The sequence below is a fragment of the Affinirhizobium helianthi genome (assembly GCF_042680945.1).
Taxonomy (GTDB): domain Bacteria; phylum Pseudomonadota; class Alphaproteobacteria; order Rhizobiales; family Rhizobiaceae; genus Neorhizobium; species Neorhizobium helianthi.
Genome location: NZ_JBHUEQ010000004.1, coordinates 258,261 through 272,750, shown reverse-complemented (window position 1 = coordinate 272,750; position 14,490 = coordinate 258,261). Strand labels below are relative to the sequence as shown.

At 58.6% G+C, this 14,490-nt stretch carries 14 protein-coding genes; 6 read left to right on the top strand and 8 right to left on the bottom strand.

Annotation, left to right across the window (positions count from 1 at the left end; translation table 11 throughout):
• The first annotated feature begins 150 nt into the window (after nucleotides 1-150).
• The gene (locus tag ACFSE1_RS04680; RefSeq protein ID WP_377397093.1) at nucleotides 151-2,451 is read left to right on the top strand and encodes an NADP-dependent malic enzyme; all 2,301 of its coding nucleotides are present in this window, start codon (nucleotides 151-153) and stop codon (nucleotides 2,449-2,451) included.
• 60 nt (nucleotides 2,452-2,511) lie between these two features.
• Here ACFSE1_RS04680 and olsB read toward each other — a convergent pair whose 3' ends face one another.
• The 5 genes from olsB to ACFSE1_RS04655 all read right to left on the bottom strand — a co-directional run bounded on the left by olsB (nucleotide 2,512) and on the right by ACFSE1_RS04655 (nucleotide 8,125).
• Nucleotides 2,512-3,387 carry a l-ornithine N(alpha)-acyltransferase gene (gene olsB, locus ACFSE1_RS04675; protein ID WP_377397091.1) on the bottom strand — a complete coding sequence of 292 codons (876 nt, stop codon included), beginning with the start codon at nucleotides 3,385-3,387 and terminating at the stop codon, nucleotides 2,512-2,514.
• 112 nt (nucleotides 3,388-3,499) lie between these two features.
• Nucleotides 3,500-5,593 (bottom strand): hybrid sensor histidine kinase/response regulator, encoded by a 2,094-nt coding sequence (locus tag ACFSE1_RS04670; protein ID WP_377397089.1) that lies wholly within the window; start codon nucleotides 5,591-5,593, stop codon nucleotides 3,500-3,502.
• 47 nt (nucleotides 5,594-5,640) lie between these two features.
• Entirely contained in the window at nucleotides 5,641-6,150 is a 510-nt protein-coding gene (gene lspA, locus ACFSE1_RS04665) for a signal peptidase II (protein ID WP_377397245.1), read from the bottom strand.
• Nucleotides 6,151-6,155: 5 nt separating this feature from the next.
• The gene (locus ACFSE1_RS04660; RefSeq protein ID WP_377397087.1) at nucleotides 6,156-7,013 is read right to left on the bottom strand and encodes a TrmH family RNA methyltransferase; all 858 of its coding nucleotides are present in this window, start codon (nucleotides 7,011-7,013) and stop codon (nucleotides 6,156-6,158) included.
• Nucleotides 7,010-8,125 (bottom strand): class I SAM-dependent methyltransferase, encoded by a 1,116-nt coding sequence (locus ACFSE1_RS04655; RefSeq protein WP_377397085.1) that lies wholly within the window; start codon nucleotides 8,123-8,125, stop codon nucleotides 7,010-7,012. The genes ACFSE1_RS04660 and ACFSE1_RS04655 overlap by 4 nt, the downstream gene beginning before the upstream one ends.
• A 128-nt stretch (nucleotides 8,126-8,253) precedes the next feature.
• Here ACFSE1_RS04655 and ACFSE1_RS04650 point away from each other — a divergent pair, with 128 nt between their 5' ends.
• On the top strand, nucleotides 8,254-8,712 hold the full coding sequence (locus ACFSE1_RS04650) for an SRPBCC family protein (protein ID WP_377397083.1): 459 nt from the start codon (nucleotides 8,254-8,256) through the stop codon (nucleotides 8,710-8,712).
• Here the strand turns inward: ACFSE1_RS04650 and ACFSE1_RS04645 are convergent, their stop codons facing one another.
• The 3 genes from ACFSE1_RS04645 to sppA all read right to left on the bottom strand — a co-directional run bounded on the left by ACFSE1_RS04645 (nucleotide 8,713) and on the right by sppA (nucleotide 10,466).
• Nucleotides 8,713-9,048 carry a lipopolysaccharide assembly protein LapA domain-containing protein gene (locus ACFSE1_RS04645; protein WP_377397081.1) on the bottom strand — a complete coding sequence of 112 codons (336 nt, stop codon included), beginning with the start codon at nucleotides 9,046-9,048 and terminating at the stop codon, nucleotides 8,713-8,715. It lies immediately after the preceding gene.
• Nucleotides 9,049-9,182: 134 nt separating this feature from the next.
• Nucleotides 9,183-9,488: an integration host factor subunit beta gene (locus tag ACFSE1_RS04640; RefSeq protein WP_377397079.1), complete on the bottom strand. Its 306-nt coding sequence runs from the start codon at nucleotides 9,486-9,488 to the stop codon at nucleotides 9,183-9,185.
• Between the two features lie 27 nt (nucleotides 9,489-9,515).
• The gene (gene sppA / locus ACFSE1_RS04635; protein WP_377397077.1) at nucleotides 9,516-10,466 is read right to left on the bottom strand and encodes a signal peptide peptidase SppA; all 951 of its coding nucleotides are present in this window, start codon (nucleotides 10,464-10,466) and stop codon (nucleotides 9,516-9,518) included.
• A gap of 201 nt (nucleotides 10,467-10,667) precedes the next feature.
• Here sppA and lptC point away from each other — a divergent pair, with 201 nt between their 5' ends.
• The 4 genes from lptC (at nucleotide 10,668) to rpoN (ending at nucleotide 14,417) form a co-directional block, all read left to right on the top strand.
• A complete protein-coding gene (gene lptC / locus ACFSE1_RS04630; RefSeq protein WP_377397075.1) occupies nucleotides 10,668-11,351 on the top strand; it encodes an LPS export ABC transporter periplasmic protein LptC in 684 nt (227 codons plus the stop codon).
• A complete protein-coding gene (locus ACFSE1_RS04625; RefSeq protein WP_377397073.1) occupies nucleotides 11,348-11,926 on the top strand; it encodes an LptA/OstA family protein in 579 nt (192 codons plus the stop codon). The genes lptC and ACFSE1_RS04625 overlap by 4 nt, the downstream gene beginning before the upstream one ends.
• A 15-nt stretch (nucleotides 11,927-11,941) precedes the next feature.
• On the top strand, nucleotides 11,942-12,736 hold the full coding sequence (lptB, locus tag ACFSE1_RS04620; RefSeq protein WP_377397071.1) for an LPS export ABC transporter ATP-binding protein: 795 nt from the start codon (nucleotides 11,942-11,944) through the stop codon (nucleotides 12,734-12,736).
• A 151-nt stretch (nucleotides 12,737-12,887) separates the two neighbouring features.
• Complete coding sequence (rpoN, locus tag ACFSE1_RS04615; protein ID WP_377397069.1) at nucleotides 12,888-14,417, top strand: RNA polymerase factor sigma-54; 1,530 nt, start codon at nucleotides 12,888-12,890, stop codon at nucleotides 14,415-14,417.
• Nucleotides 14,418-14,490: the final 73 nt, after the last annotated feature.

The following is a 14,490-nucleotide window of genomic DNA, read 5'->3' as shown; positions in this document are numbered from 1 at the left end:
GTGTTCAAGACGTCTGGTGATGGGTTCAACAAGATCTTCCGGCCATTTTTTGTTGCGCAGACTAATGCGTGACTCTATCGATTATGACCGTGGGAACACAATATCGCGCATTCGAAACACAAGCGATGCCCACAAGATGCTGGAGGGGACATGTCTGCCAAGGAAAGCCAACCGCAGAAGGGCCGCAAAAATGCGCGTCCATCCGTGACTGAACAGGAAGCGCTCGACTTCCACGCCGAGGGCCGTCCGGGCAAGCTGGAAATCGTTCCGACCAAACCGATGGCAACGCAGCGCGACCTGTCGCTTGCCTATTCACCCGGCGTCGCAGTGCCGGTGAAGGCCATCGCGGCCAATCCTGAAACCGCTTACGATTACACCACGCGCGGCAACATGGTCGCCGTCATCTCGAACGGTACCGCCATCCTCGGCCTGGGCAATCTCGGCGCTCTTGCCTCCAAACCGGTGATGGAAGGCAAGTCCGTTCTTTTCAAGCGCTTTGCCGATGTGGATTCCATCGATCTGGAAGTCGATACCGAAAATGTCGACGAATTTATCAACTGCGTGCGCTATCTCGGCCCTTCCTTCGGCGGCATCAACCTTGAAGACATCAAGGCGCCCGAATGCTTCATCATCGAAAGCCGTCTGCGCGAATTGATGGACATTCCGGTTTTCCACGACGACCAGCACGGCACCGCGATCATTGCGGCAGCGGGTCTTATCAACGCCCTGGAACTGACGGGGCGCGACCTGAAGACGACAAAGCTCGTCTGCAACGGTGCCGGTGCGGCAGCCATTGCCTGCATCGAGCTGATCAAGGCCATGGGCTTTGCCCCGGAAAACATCATCCTCTGCGACACCAAAGGCGTGATCTATCAGGGCCGCACCGAGGGCATGAACCAGTGGAAGAGCGCGCATGCGGTGAAAACCGACCGCCGCACACTGGAAGAGGCGATGAAGGGTGCGGATGTCGTGTTCGGCCTTTCTCAGAAAGGCGCCTTCACGGAAGAAATGATCCGCTCCATGGCGGACAGGCCGATCATCTTCGCCATGGCAAACCCTGATCCGGAAATCACACCGGAAGAGGTGGCGCGGATTCGCGACGATGCCATCATGGCAACGGGCCGCTCGGACTATCCGAACCAGGTCAACAATGTTCTGGGCTTTCCCTATATCTTCCGCGGAGCGCTGGATGTGCGCGCACGCCAGATCAACGACGCAATGAAAATTGCGGCGGCACAGGCGCTTGCCAATCTTGCTCGTGAAGATGTGCCCGATGACGTGGCTGCCGCCTATCAGGGCGTGCGTCCGCGTTTCGGGCCGCAATACATCATTCCGGTGCCCTTCGATCCACGCCTCATCTCGGCCATTCCGGTGGCTGTCGCCAGGGCCGCCATTGAAAGCGGCGCAGCACGTCGGGTGATTGAAGATCTCGACGCCTATGGGCGCGAGCTTTCCGCCCGTCGCGATCCGATTGCGGCCACCACTCAGAATATCTATGCGCAGGTCCGCCGCAATCCGAAACGGGTTGTCTTCGCGGAAGCCGAAGAAGAACAGGTCATGCGCGCTGCCGTCTCCTTCATCAATCAGGGGCTCGGCACAGCCATTCTTCTCGGTCGAGACGATGTGATCCGCTCGACTGCCGAACGGGCAGGTATCGAACTCGACCGCCCCGGTATCGAGATCGTCAATGCCCGCCTGTCCAACCGGGTGGAAACCTACATCGATTATCTCTATGCCCGCCTTCAGCGCGAGGGCTATCTGCTGCGCGATGTGCAGCGCCTGATCCACAACGACCGCAACCACTTCGCTGCCTGCATGGTGGCGCTTGGCGATGCGGACGCCATGGTGACGGGTACCACTCGCAACTATGCAACGGCCCTCTCGGACGTGCGCCGCTGCATCGACCCGAAGCCGGGCCACAAGGTCATCGGCGTTTCCATCGTCGTGTCTCGCGGCCGTACCGTTTTCGTGGCCGATACGGCCGTGCATGACATGCCGAGCGCACAGGATCTGGCCGATATAGCCTGCGAGGCGGCACGTCTCGCACGGCGCATGGGCTATGAACCACGCGTGGCAATGCTCGCCTATTCCACCTTTGGCCAGCCGCGCGGCGAGCGCTCGGAACGGGTGCGTGAGGCGGTGGCAATTCTCGACCAACGCCGGGTCAATTTCGAGTATGACGGAGAAATGGCGGCAGATGTGGCGCTGAACGCCGCGCGTCTCGAACAGTATCCGTTCAACCGCCTCTCCGGCACGGCCAATGTTCTGGTGATGCCAGCGATCCATTCCGCATCGATTTCAACGCGCATGCTGGAGGAACTGGGCGGCACCACGCTGATCGGCCCGCTGCTTGTCGGTCTCGACAAATCAGTCCAGATCACCTCGATGGGAGCAAAGGATTCCGACATTGTGAACATGGCGGCGATTGCCGCCTACAACGCCGGAAGCTGAATAGGAAAAGCGCCCGGTGCTATATGCCACCGGGCGCTTTTCACAAAGAAGATTGCGGTATCAGCCGCCGAAGCGACCGGCATCCGCGCCATAATAGTTGATATAGCGGCCCGAGATGGATTCGATAGGCAGCACGATCAACACATCCGTTGTGTTGAAGGCCTGATCCACCACCGCGCCGTTTCCGACCATTGCGCCAAGGCGCAAGTATCCCTTGATCAGCGGCGGCAGCGCCATCAATGCCTGCTTGGAATTGATCGATTCGAGCGGCATCATATCCATGCTTTGAAAGAGTTCCGGCAGGGCAGAAACCGCCCATTCATCCTTCATGCCCACGGTGTGATGCAGGAAGGAGAGAGCCAGAGCATGGTTCTTCGGGTCGGTGCCGGAGAAGGACGCGCAGCCGAACATGGCATGCATGTTGTGGCGCAGGGCATAGGCCCAATTTCCCTGCCAAAGCAGTTCAACCGTGCGCTTGGTGCGGTAGTGCGGCAGCACGCAGGAACGACCCAGCTCCATGAAGCGCTTTTCCGGATGGCGCGCTAGAAGCGGAGCCACATCGTATTCGCTTGCGGAATAGAAGCCGCCGTTTGCCATGGCCACCTCTTGCCGAAGCAGGCGGTAGGTGCCGACAATCTGCTCTTCGGGCTCACCGGTCAATGCCGTATCCACCACCAGAAGATGGTCGCATATTTCGTCGTAGATATCGAAGTCGCGTCTCAATGCCATGGCTTCAGGCGGCAAGGTGGCGCCCATTTCTTCCACGAAGACCTTGTAGCGAATAGCCTGGGCCGATTCGATTTCGCGGCTGTTGCGCGCAAGGCGCGTTTCCATGCTGCCAATTCGGCCAAACACATCAGCAGGCAAGGCAGGCTGCGGCTCCTGCTCGCGCTGGATATCCTCTTGGATTTCTCGCTTGAGAAGATCGACACTCATTGATTCACCGTCCCCGTTGGTGGACTTCATAAAACACCATTATGCGACAGGAAAGTGACGTAACCCGGCGATGTCCAGGATTGATGTAGAACCTGCAACAACACGAATAAGATCAGGTTTTCTGCCGCTGCATTTCCAATAACTGCTTTATCTCGTGCAGCAAACGGTGCGGATCGGCAGGTTTTGGCAAGATGCTTCCTGCCCCTTGAGCGAGTATCCGCTCTTTCAAGGAAGAATCGGTTTCTCCAGAAAGCACCAGAACGGGCGCATTGACACCCTGCCGATGCAGGCTTTGAAGAACATCCGAAAGCTCGCCGCCCGGCATATGCAGATCGGAGACGATGAGATCCGGCCGCGGCTGGGCAGAGGCCGCCTTTTCGAGCGCCACAAGATCGCTCACATGCTGCACACTACAGCCAGCTTTTCTGAGGACGGCACCCACCATCATGGCAGACACCGGATCATCCTCCGCAAAAAGCACCTGAAGCCCAATCGCAAAGGAGGGTTCGGGGACCACACCGCCATCCACAATGACGCTCGCCTTGTGGCTTTGCCCGCCTCCCAACCGGCCTCGCAGAACGTCCACCAGCGACTGCTCTCTCAATGGCCGGATAAGCCAGGCGTCATAGGCATCCCAGCGCTGATGGCCACGCTCTTCCGGGCTGACCAGCAGAATGCGCCTGATACGGCTTGCAACCGGCCCCATTCCATCGACACCACCGATACGATGATCGACAATCATGTCCGTGAAGGCGAGATTCTGACGCGAGGAATTGGAGATGACCCATTCCGCTTCCGATACCGTGCGAACATGGCGGCACCGTCCGCCCAGCGTTTCGATGCTGGCAATCGTCGCCTCCGCCGCAGGACCATCGGGCGCCAGGAGCAGAACCCGCGAAGAGCGCAAAAGCAGCATCCGGTCGCTGCCTTCCTTGCCTGCATCCGCGGAAATGGCAGGCAGGCTGATGGTGAAGGTCGTGCCAATGCCCTTGCGACTGTCAACGGAGAGATCGCCGCCGAACTCCCGCAGGATGCGCGAGGAAATGGACAGGCCAAGCCCCGTTCCACCGCTACGCTCCGCCGCATCGCCAACCTGCTCGAATTCCTCGAAGATACGCTTGCGGTCCTCCTCGTTCATGCCGGGGCCGGTATCCGCGACGGTGATGACCAGCCGCGCCCCTTCCAGATGAACGCGAATCAACACGCCACCGACCTGGGTGAATTTCACCGCGTTGCCGATGACATTGAACAGAACCTGTCTCAGCCGCGCCGGGTCGAAGTCCATCAGGGCTGGCACATCATAGGCGACGGTAGCGCCGATCTCGATGCCCTTCTGGTGGGCGCGCGGAGCCATCATCTCGACCACGCTATCCAGCAATTGGCGTATGTTTTCCGCACGGCTATTCAGGCGGAAGCGGCCTGCCTCTATTGTGGAATAATCGAGAAGATCGTCCACCAGTTGCGCCATGGCGGAACCGGCCTGTGAGATGCCGCCGAGATAGTTGCGCTGCTCCGGCGTCAATTCCGTGTGTTGCAGCAATTGGCTCATGCCGAGAATGCCGTTCAGCGGCGTGCGCAGTTCGTGCACGACGGTCGCGAGCTGACGGCTCTTGGCATGGCTCGATTCCTCCGCCTGAAGCCGCGCTTCGTCTTTGGCGTGGGCGGCCCGCCGCTCCTCGGTCACATCGCGCGCACTGCTGAAGACAAGCTCCCGCCTGGAACCCGGCTCCCGGACCAGCAGGTCCCGCCAGCTGAACACGCGCAACTCTCGATCGATTGACAGTTCAATGTCCATGTCCTGCGTTACCGGACGTTCCGACAGAGGAAGACCAAGCTGCTCGAGGGTGAGGCCCACCGGCTCATCGCAGGTGAGGCTTTCCTTGAACATGCGGTTGGCGGCCAGCACCGTGCCACGGTGATCGCGCACCACCGCCAGCAGGGAAAGCAGATCCTGGCATTCCAGAAATGTCCTGCCTTCCAATGCCACCAGGTCATGCACAGGGCGCCTGTTCTCTGGCGCATCAAGGCCGGGCTTTGATGCAATTCGCCTGAAACGATGCGCGTTCAGATAGGACTTCACGCGCCATAGCAAGCCGCGCCGCGGAGGCTCGTCTCTCGACGCAGAACAATCGGAAGCACCCTCATTCGCTTCCATCGAGTTGAGGGTGGCTCGCAGTCTCTCATGAAGGTCGGCGAGGGTACGCATCTGCGATTGCCTATCACACGATTACTTCCGATTGATTACGATGACTGTCAGTTCCTCGATTTTGCCGTTCGAGAGCCCAGCAGTTCGTCGACAATCACACAGGCGGCACCGACGGTAATGAAACTATCGGCCAGATTGAACACGGCGAATGACCATGTCTCCGTGTAGAACAAGATGTAATCTATGACATGGCCATAGACAAAGCGGTCAATAATATTGCCGATGGCCCCGGATATGATCAGCGCGAAGCCGGTATGGGCGAAAAACCGGTCCTTGGGTGTTCGCCGCCAGAGCCAGATGACGAAACACACGATGACAAGGCGCATGGTGACAATGAACCATCCATCCAGATGATCCAGCATCGAGAAGGCAACGCCGAGATTGTAGGTTCTGTAAAGCGCCAGGAACGGCACGACATGCACGGCTTCCTGAAGCGGCAGATAGGCCTCCACGGCGATCTTGATCAATTGATCGGCAAGAACCGCCAGAAACACAAAGACAAAGATGGGCAAGGGGCGGGAAAGCAGCGTCGGGGCGGCGGCAGGCTTTGGCTCCATGATTGTCATTTTGCCTCCAGGGACAAATGCGTGCGTCGCACCTCGAACAACATGACGGCCGTGGCCACAGCAAGGTTGAGCGAATCCGCCCGCCCGGCCTGGGGTATGCGCGCCAGCCGGTCCGCTGCCGATGCCAGTTGCTCCGGCAGGCCCGATTGCTCGTTGCCCATCAGCAGGATCGTCGGTTTACGGTCGTAGTCAATGGTGCGGTAATCGACAGCCCCGGCCAGATGGGTCGCCACGATCTGGCCGCCGGACCGTTTGGCCCAGCCTAAAAATTCCTCAGCGCTGGCGCGGTAGACCGGCATGGCAAATACCGAGCCCATGGTTGCGCGCACGGTCTCCAGCGAGAAGGGATCCGTGCAATCGCCAACCAGGATGACGCCGGACGCGCCCGCCGCATCTGCCGTGCGGATGATGGTTCCGAGATTGCCCGGATCCCGCACGCGATCCAGCGCAACGAAAGTCTGCCCCTTTTCCAGAGTCAGCTGATCGAGCCGCTTCCACTGCTGCTCGAAGACGCCGACAACCATTTGCGGATTATCGCGGCGCGTGATGCTGGAGAGAACCTTTTCGCTGACTTCCAGCACAAGGCCGCCGCGTGCCACGGTTTTTGCCGCAACCTGCTCCACCAGGGGCTTGCCCTTGGCTGCCTTGGCATAGACCAGGGTGCGGATTTCCCAGCCCAGTTCCACAGCATCGATGATGAGTTTCAGGCCTTCTGCGAGAAAGGTTCCGGTATCCTCGCGATCCTTCTTGTTCGTCAGGGACTTGATATCCTTGACGATCGGATTCGAAAGGCTGGTGACTTCCTTGACCTGCCCGACCCGACGCGCGCCGGGCCTGCGGAATTCGTCGTTCATTTACGCACCCAACGGCTAAAGAGAGAAGTGGAGAGAGCACGCCCCGGCGTTTTGCCATCGAGACCGGCTTCCCGGATCACAAGCTCGCCGGATTCCACCACGCCGCCTGCGCCGCGCATGGTTTCCCGCATCAATTCGTGGATCGAATAAAAGCTTGCCCGAATGGAATAGGCCGTGAGCACGAGCCCGATAGACTTCGGCGACAGAATTTCACGGCACACATCCAGCATCAGCGGCAATTGCTCGAACAGGTGAAAGACCTCGCCATTCGGGCCACGGCCAAACTTCGGCGGATCGGCGAGAATGATATCGTAGCGATTGCCCCGGCGCTCCTCACGCAGGATGAACTTCATGGCATCCTCGCAAATCCAGCGGATGGGCGCGCGGTCCAGCCGGGCCAGCGTCTGGTTTTCCCTCGCCCAGCCAATCGCCTTCTTCGATGCATCCACATGCGTGACTTCCGCACCCGCAGCCGCAGCCACAAGAGAGGCGACACCAGTATAACCGAAGAGATTGAGCACCTTGATCGGGCGATCTGCCTTTTCCGCCTGTTCCTTCACCCATGACCAGTGAACAATCTGCTCCGGGAACACGCCCACATGGCGAAAGGCTGTGAAGCGTCCCAGAAAATCCACATCCAGCAGAGACAGCGGCCAGGTTTCACCAAGCGCCGCCTTGGGAAAGCGCCAGCGGCCCATGCCGTCTTCATCCGTATCTCCGGTGAAGATCGCATCCGCATTATCCCACACATGGGACGGCAGGCTTGGCTGCCAGAGCGCCTGCGCTTCCGGCCTGACCACGCGATAGGGTCCGTATTGTTCCAGCTTCAGCCCTGCTCCGCTATCGATCAGGTGGAAATCGCCTGCCCCTTTCGATTCGAGAATGACGGGCACGCGCTCGATCGGCAGTTCGCCCTTCCGGACGATCAGGGGGCGAGTTTCCGCAACCGGCGAAGCCTGCGGTCTCGCTTCCTCGCGCGCGGCGGGCCGTTGCGCCTTCTGCCCGGCTGGCTTGGCATGGGATGCAGGTTTGTGGCCATGATCCCGCTTGATGCCGGGTGCCGATGCCCTTTTCTGCGATGACGGCTCCTGCCGCGTCTGTTTCTTTTTCAAAGCGCTCTATCCGCTGTCTTCTTTATTCAGGAGCAAATAGCATTGGGTTTGCCCTTGGCAAAGGGCTTTCCCTTTTGCAAAGCACGAAGCTAAGATGCGCAGCTGGGAGACCAAATGGGGAGGATGACATGGAAATAAGCGGCGAAGAGCGCATTGCAGCCCCGCGCGAAACAGTGTGGAAGGCCCTGAACGATCCGGATATCTTGCGCCAATGCATTCCCGGATGCCAAAATCTGGAGCAGAAATCGCCCACCGAGCTTGCGGCGACAGTGAAACTCAAGATCGGGCCGGTTTCTGCAAGCTTTAACGGCGAAGTCACGCTATCGGACATCAAGCCGCCGGAAAGCTACCGGATCTCGGGTGAAGGCAAGGGCGGCATTGCAGGTTTTGCCAAGGGTTTTGCAGATGTCGTTCTGATGGAGGACGGTGCAGACACGATCCTGCGTTACAGCGCCGACGCGCAGGTCGGCGGCAAGCTGGCCCAATTGGGTTCGCGCCTGATCGGCTCGACCTCACAGAAGCTGGCCCAGCAATTCTTCTCGGATTTCAATGCAGTGCTGACCGGAAATTCAGCCGAAGCAGGCTGATTAACCGGAAATGGCTACGGCCTTTTCAGTCGCGCGAGGAGCAGAGGAACCCGACTGCTTTTCGCGCGCGATGGCTGCACGCGCCTCAACGCGCGCCTGCCGCCGGTATTTTGCCTGAGCAAACCAGGTTGCGACCGCACCGACCAACATTCCAACGAGAAGAGCCAGAAAAAGCATCAGGAAGAGCGGAGCTGTGACGGAGAGGACAGAATCGGAGGGCTGGAACGGATTAAGCGCCAGACGCACCGGCTCGCGGTTTGCCACGCAAAGAATGATCAGCACGATCCCGAGCGGGATGAATACAACGAGGCTGGCGATCTTGCGGATTCGGCTCATGGCATGCTCCCGTGACAGGTCAAAGAAAGGGACGCGCAGAACGCGCCCGCTCTTCTATCAGAATAGGCTTTCAGTAGCGGCTTTCAAGAAGTTGCGACCCTTCAGCGCCAGTCAGCCAGCGCCCGTGAGGGGTCTCAATCCTCGTCTTCCTCATCGGCCAGATCGGGATTCAGCCTCTCGCGAAGCTCCTTGCCCGTTTTGAAGAAGGGAACCCACTTCTCCTCGACGAACACCGTATCTCCCGTTCGCGGGTTACGACCGGAGCGGGCCGGGCGGTTCTTGACGGAGAAAGCACCGAAGCCGCGCAGCTCGACGCGGTTGCCCGCAGCCAGCGCATCGGTGATCTCATCCAGAACGGCATTGACGATATTCTCGACATCACGGTGGTAGAGATGCGGGTTACGTGCCGCAACAATCTGCACCAGTTCGGATTTGATCACGGATTTCTCCCTGAAAGGATTGGGTTTTTAATCATGACCAACCTGCCAAACGGAAACAAGACCGTCAAGGAACAACTTCCGATGAAGCAGATCCTGAATGGCACCGGGCGTCTGATCCGCCGTCAGCCCGACCAATCGCACCAGATGCACAGCAAGAGAGGACAGGCCGAAATAGCTCGATTCGTCCCTCTTCTTCCACTCCACAATCGGCAGGTCCGCGGATATGCCCCGCGATGTCAGATATTCGCGGATCTCGGGCGTTCCGCCAAGCTTGTCCACCAGCTTTACCTTCAAGGCCTGACGGCCAGTGAAGATTGCCCCGTTGGCCAGACGCAGAACCTCTTCACGCGGCATCTTGCGGCGGTCCGCAACCAGATCGACGAACCAGTCGTAGCTGTCCATGATCATGCTGCGGATCATGGTTTTGGCTTCCTCCGGCGGCGCATGGAAGGGAGAAGGTTCCGCCTTCAACGGAGCAGACTTGATCTCCTCCAGAGAAACGCCCAGCTTGTTCATCAGATCCTGTATCTGAGGATACTGGAAGATGACGCCAATCGAACCTGTGATCGAGCTTTCCCCGGCGATGATCGTATCCCCAGCGGAAGCCACCATGTAACCGGCCGAGGCCGCAAGTGTCCGGATATCAGAAACAACAGGCTTTTCCGCGGCTACGGCGCGCAATGCCTTGAAGATGCGCTCACCGCCATAGGTGGTGCCACCCGGTGACGATATCGACACAACGAGAGCCTTTGCCTGGGAGCTCTTGCGAATCGTTTCCAGACGCTCGATCAGCTCGTCGTCATCCAGAATCATCCCGGAAATTTCGACGCGCGCCACATGCGGCACGGCCGAGCCAGACCCGCTCGTGGCACTGTAAAGCGAGAAGCCGATCGCCAGAATCAGCAGGGCAGCGGCCACCCGCCAGAAGGTGAGCTTTCGCCGGAGCTGCCGCCGGTCCGCGATTGCCGACTGATCCATAATGTCGATTTCCCCTTAAACTGCCATGCGAGATGACTGACTTATTTACAATCTTGGCGCAAGATCGATATCGTTTACACGAATTTGTGTCATTCGTTATTGTTTCTTGATCAAGAAAAGCCATATTAGGGCTCGATCAGTCCGCTCGCCTCCGCGCCATCGATTGCATTTGGCTGCCGAGGAACGGTTTTGAAGGTTCTCATGCTGCAAAAGCTTGCCCCCACCCCAAAAGGCCCGCCACCCGCAGGCGGCCAGAACAATGCATATCAGTCGGCTCTCGCGCACTCGCGGCGGGTCAAGCGTCTGCGCGTTCTGCTGCCAGTGGTGGCGGTGATCATATCGCTGATCTTTGTTGCCGTGACCTTCGTTCGCTCCTATCTGCCCGATAACCTGACCGTGCAGAGCGCGCGGATCGAGGACGGCAAGATCGTCATGGAAAGCCCCGCGATTGCAGGCCGCAACGAGAAAGGCATCAGCTATTCTCTGACAGCCGTGCGCGCACTGCAGGATGTGACGGACCCCAATATGATCACGCTGGAAAACGTGAAGGCATCCATGCCGATGAGCGGCGATGTGATTGCTCGCGTTGCGGCGAAGGGCGGCATCTTCGATCGCGCCAAGGACCAGCTGAACATGACCGCACCCTTCCAGGTCGATCTCAGCAACGGCACGACCGGCATTTTCCAATCGGCCCGGCTGGACATTCCCAACAGCCTCATGGAAACAACAGATCCTGTAAAGATCACCATGCCGGATGCCTCTATTGTTGCGCAGTCGATGAAGATATCGGATAACGGCAAGACAATCAGCTTCGCGGGACAGGTCCAGGTTCATCTGGATCGCTCCGCTTCCAAGAAACAAGACAACCAGAGCCCGGCCCAATGATCATTCGCCGCCTACACTCGATCCGCCTTCTCTCCTGGTTTGCCGGTATGGCTGTCGCAAGTCTTGCGACTGTGGCCAGCGCCCAGTCCACCACAAAGCAGATGGACGGCATGAAGCTGTCCAACGACAAGCCGATCCAGATCCAGAGCGACCAGCTTGAAATCAAGGATCAGGAAAAGAAGGCCTTCTTCACCGGCAATGTGGAAGTGGTGCAAGGCACGACGACCATGAAGGCGGCCAAAATGACCGTGCTGTACAAAGGCGATGCCGCAGGCAGTGGAAGCGGCGGCGGCAGCAGCATGACGTCCGGCCAGCAGGACATCGACAAGATTTTCGTTTCCGGCAAGGTGTTTCTGAATTCCGGAACACAGACGGCGACCGGCGATGAAGGCGAGTACGACATGGCCTCGCAGATGTTCACCTTGACTGGCAGCAAGGTTGTTCTGACCGATGGACCGAATGTGCTGACCGGTTGCAAATTGATTGTGCACGTGGATACCGGCGAAGCCAAGCTCGACAACTGCGGCAAGCGGATCGAGATCATGCTCGACCCGAAGTCAAAGCCGAAGCAGTAAGCGAACCGGATCTCGATGGCTCTTTTTTCCTCGCGTGCAAAGACGCAGGCCCCGGAGGGTTTCGACCCTCAGGACAAGGCCCGCTATGAAGGCACTCTCATCGCCCATAGCCTTTCCAAGACCTATGACACGCGCCGCGTTGTCAATGGTGTGTCGCTGATCGTCCGTCGTGGCGAAGCGGTGGGGCTTCTCGGCCCCAATGGCGCGGGCAAGACCACCTGTTTCTATATGATCACCGGTCTGGTGGGTGTCGACGAGGGCATGATCGCCATCAACGGCAATGACGTGACCCGGATGCCCATGTACCGGCGGGCAAGGCTGGGCGTGGGATATCTGCCGCAGGAGGCTTCGATCTTCCGCGGACTGACGGTCGAAGAAAATATTCGCGCCGTTCTGGAAGTTCACCAGAAGGACAAGCAGAAGCGCGAACGCAAGCTGGACGAACTCCTGGAGGAGTTCCACATCAGCCGGCTGCGCAAATCCCCCGCCGTTGCCCTTTCCGGTGGCGAACGACGCCGCCTGGAAATTGCCCGCGCGCTGGCCACCGACCCCGCCTTCATGCTGCTGGACGAACCCTTTGCCGGGGTCGATCCGATTTCGGTATCAGACATTCAGAACCTGGTGCGGCACCTGACGGCGCGTGGAATTGGCGTTTTGATCACCGATCACAATGTGCGTGAAACGCTTGGCCTGATTGACCGAGCCTATATTATTCACGCAGGCGAGGTTCTGACCCACGGCCGGGCGGAAGATATCGTCAACAATGCCGATGTCCGCCGCCTCTATCTCGGCGACAAATTTCATCTGTAAACCAATGTCAGCCAGATTCTTTCAGGCGCGGCACCTCCGCGCTTGACCAAACTCCTCAAAAAAGCAATTTTTGGGCCAAGTGGTCCTTGCGGCTTTCCTCTTGGAGCAAGAGGTCGCTAAAAACGGCTTTTCAAGGAGTTTTGCGTCCATCATGGCTCTTTCTGCCAGCCTTTTGCTGCGCCAGTCCCAATCTCTTGTCATGACGCCGCAACTGATGCAATCGATCCAGCTGCTTCAGATGACGCACCTTGAACTGAACCAGTTCATCGCCCAGGAAGTCGAAAAGAACCCGCTGCTTGAATTTTCGCCAAATGACAGCGAAGCAGGCAGCCATGAGGACAGTGCGGGCGACGGAGAGCAAGCGCAACCTGATGCGGCCGGCGACGCGGACTGGTTTGACACAGGCACCAGCAACTCCGAACAACTGGCGGACAGGCTGGATGCGAATTTCGAAAATGTGTTTCCCGATGATGTTGGCGAGCGCAGGCCTGATGCCCCCGAGCTGATGGGGCAATGGAAATCCATGCCGGGTGGCGAGAGCGCTGATGGCTATGATCTGGAGGATTTCGTCGCCTCCACCCTGAGCCTGCGTGAGCATCTCGTGCAGCAGATTCCCCTCCTCATCTCACGGGAGAAGGAACGGCTGATCGCCCAGAACCTGGTCGATCAACTCGATGAAAACGGGTATTTGCAGGCAGACCTGACCGAGGCGGCCGAACGGCTGGGGGTAGCTCCGGACGAAGTGGAAACGGTTCTTTGCGCCCTGCAGACGCTCGATCCGCCCGGCGTATTTGCAAGATCACTTGCCGAGTGCCTGGCCATTCAGCTGAAGCAGAAAGATCGCTTCGACCCCGCGATGCAAGCCTTGATCGCCCATCTCGACCTGCTGGCCAAACGTGATTTTGCCAGTCTGAAGCGCCTCTGCGAAGTGGATGAGGAAGATCTTCTCGACATGCTGTCAGAGATCAGGGAACTCAATCCGCGACCGGGAAGCGCGTTCGAGACCAGCGGGTACGAAGCCATTCTTCCCGATATTGTCGTACGTCGAGGCAGTGACGGCGGCTGGCTGGTGGAACTGAACCCGGACACCCTGCCAAGAGTGCTGGTCAACCAGACCTATTTTCAAAGCGTTTCAAAGAACGCTCCTCGCCAGGGCGAGGATCAGAACTTCCTGAGCGAATGTCTGCAAAATGCCAACTGGCTGACACGAAGTCTGGACCAGCGCGCAAAGACCATCATGAAAGTGGCAACCGAGATCGTGCGCCAGCAGGATGCGTTTCTTCAGCATGGCGTCGATCACCTTCGTCCATTGAATCTGAAGACGATCGCAGAGGCGATCAAGATGCACGAATCCACTGTCAGCCGGGTCACATCGAATAAATATATGCTGACGCCGAGGGGTCTCTTCGAGCTGAAATATTTCTTTACCGTCTCAATCGGATCTGCCGAAGGGGGTGACAGTCACTCCGCCGAAGCGGTTCGGCACCGTATTCGCCAGATGATTGCACAGGAATTGCCTGAGGCAGTGCTTTCCGATGACGATATCGTCGAAAGCCTGAAGAGCGCCGGTATCGACATTGCACGCCGCACTGTGGCGAAATATCGCGAGGCGATGAACATACCGAGCTCGGTGCAGCGCAGACGCGAAAAACGAGCCATGGCCAAAGTCAGCACCGGCTAGAACAGCGGATTTTTCTGCGCCTTTCCCGTCGTCCGGGGGCCGGAGACGGCTGATCCTGTCTCATATTTCGCGT

Coding starts and splice junctions, on each gene's coding strand:
- ACFSE1_RS04660 (WP_377397087.1), bottom strand. CDS start 7,013: ATGAACGACGAATTCCGCAGGCCCGGCGCGCGTCGGGTCGGGCAGGTC.
- lspA (WP_377397245.1), bottom strand. CDS start 6,150: ATGGAGCCAAAGCCTGCCGCCGCCCCGACGCTGCTTTCCCGCCCCTTG.
- rpoN (WP_377397069.1), top strand. CDS start 12,888: ATGGCTCTTTCTGCCAGCCTTTTGCTGCGCCAGTCCCAATCTCTTGTC.
- ACFSE1_RS04670 (WP_377397089.1), bottom strand. CDS start 5,593: ATGCGTACCCTCGCCGACCTTCATGAGAGACTGCGAGCCACCCTCAAC.
- olsB (WP_377397091.1), bottom strand. CDS start 3,387: ATGAGTGTCGATCTTCTCAAGCGAGAAATCCAAGAGGATATCCAGCGC.
- lptC (WP_377397075.1), top strand. CDS start 10,668: ATGCTGCAAAAGCTTGCCCCCACCCCAAAAGGCCCGCCACCCGCAGGC.
- ACFSE1_RS04645 (WP_377397081.1), bottom strand. CDS start 9,048: ATGAGCCGAATCCGCAAGATCGCCAGCCTCGTTGTATTCATCCCGCTC.
- lptB (WP_377397071.1), top strand. CDS start 11,942: ATGGCTCTTTTTTCCTCGCGTGCAAAGACGCAGGCCCCGGAGGGTTTC.
- ACFSE1_RS04680 (WP_377397093.1), top strand. CDS start 151: ATGTCTGCCAAGGAAAGCCAACCGCAGAAGGGCCGCAAAAATGCGCGT.
- ACFSE1_RS04625 (WP_377397073.1), top strand. CDS start 11,348: ATGATCATTCGCCGCCTACACTCGATCCGCCTTCTCTCCTGGTTTGCC.
- sppA (WP_377397077.1), bottom strand. CDS start 10,466: ATGGATCAGTCGGCAATCGCGGACCGGCGGCAGCTCCGGCGAAAGCTC.
- ACFSE1_RS04650 (WP_377397083.1), top strand. CDS start 8,254: ATGGAAATAAGCGGCGAAGAGCGCATTGCAGCCCCGCGCGAAACAGTG.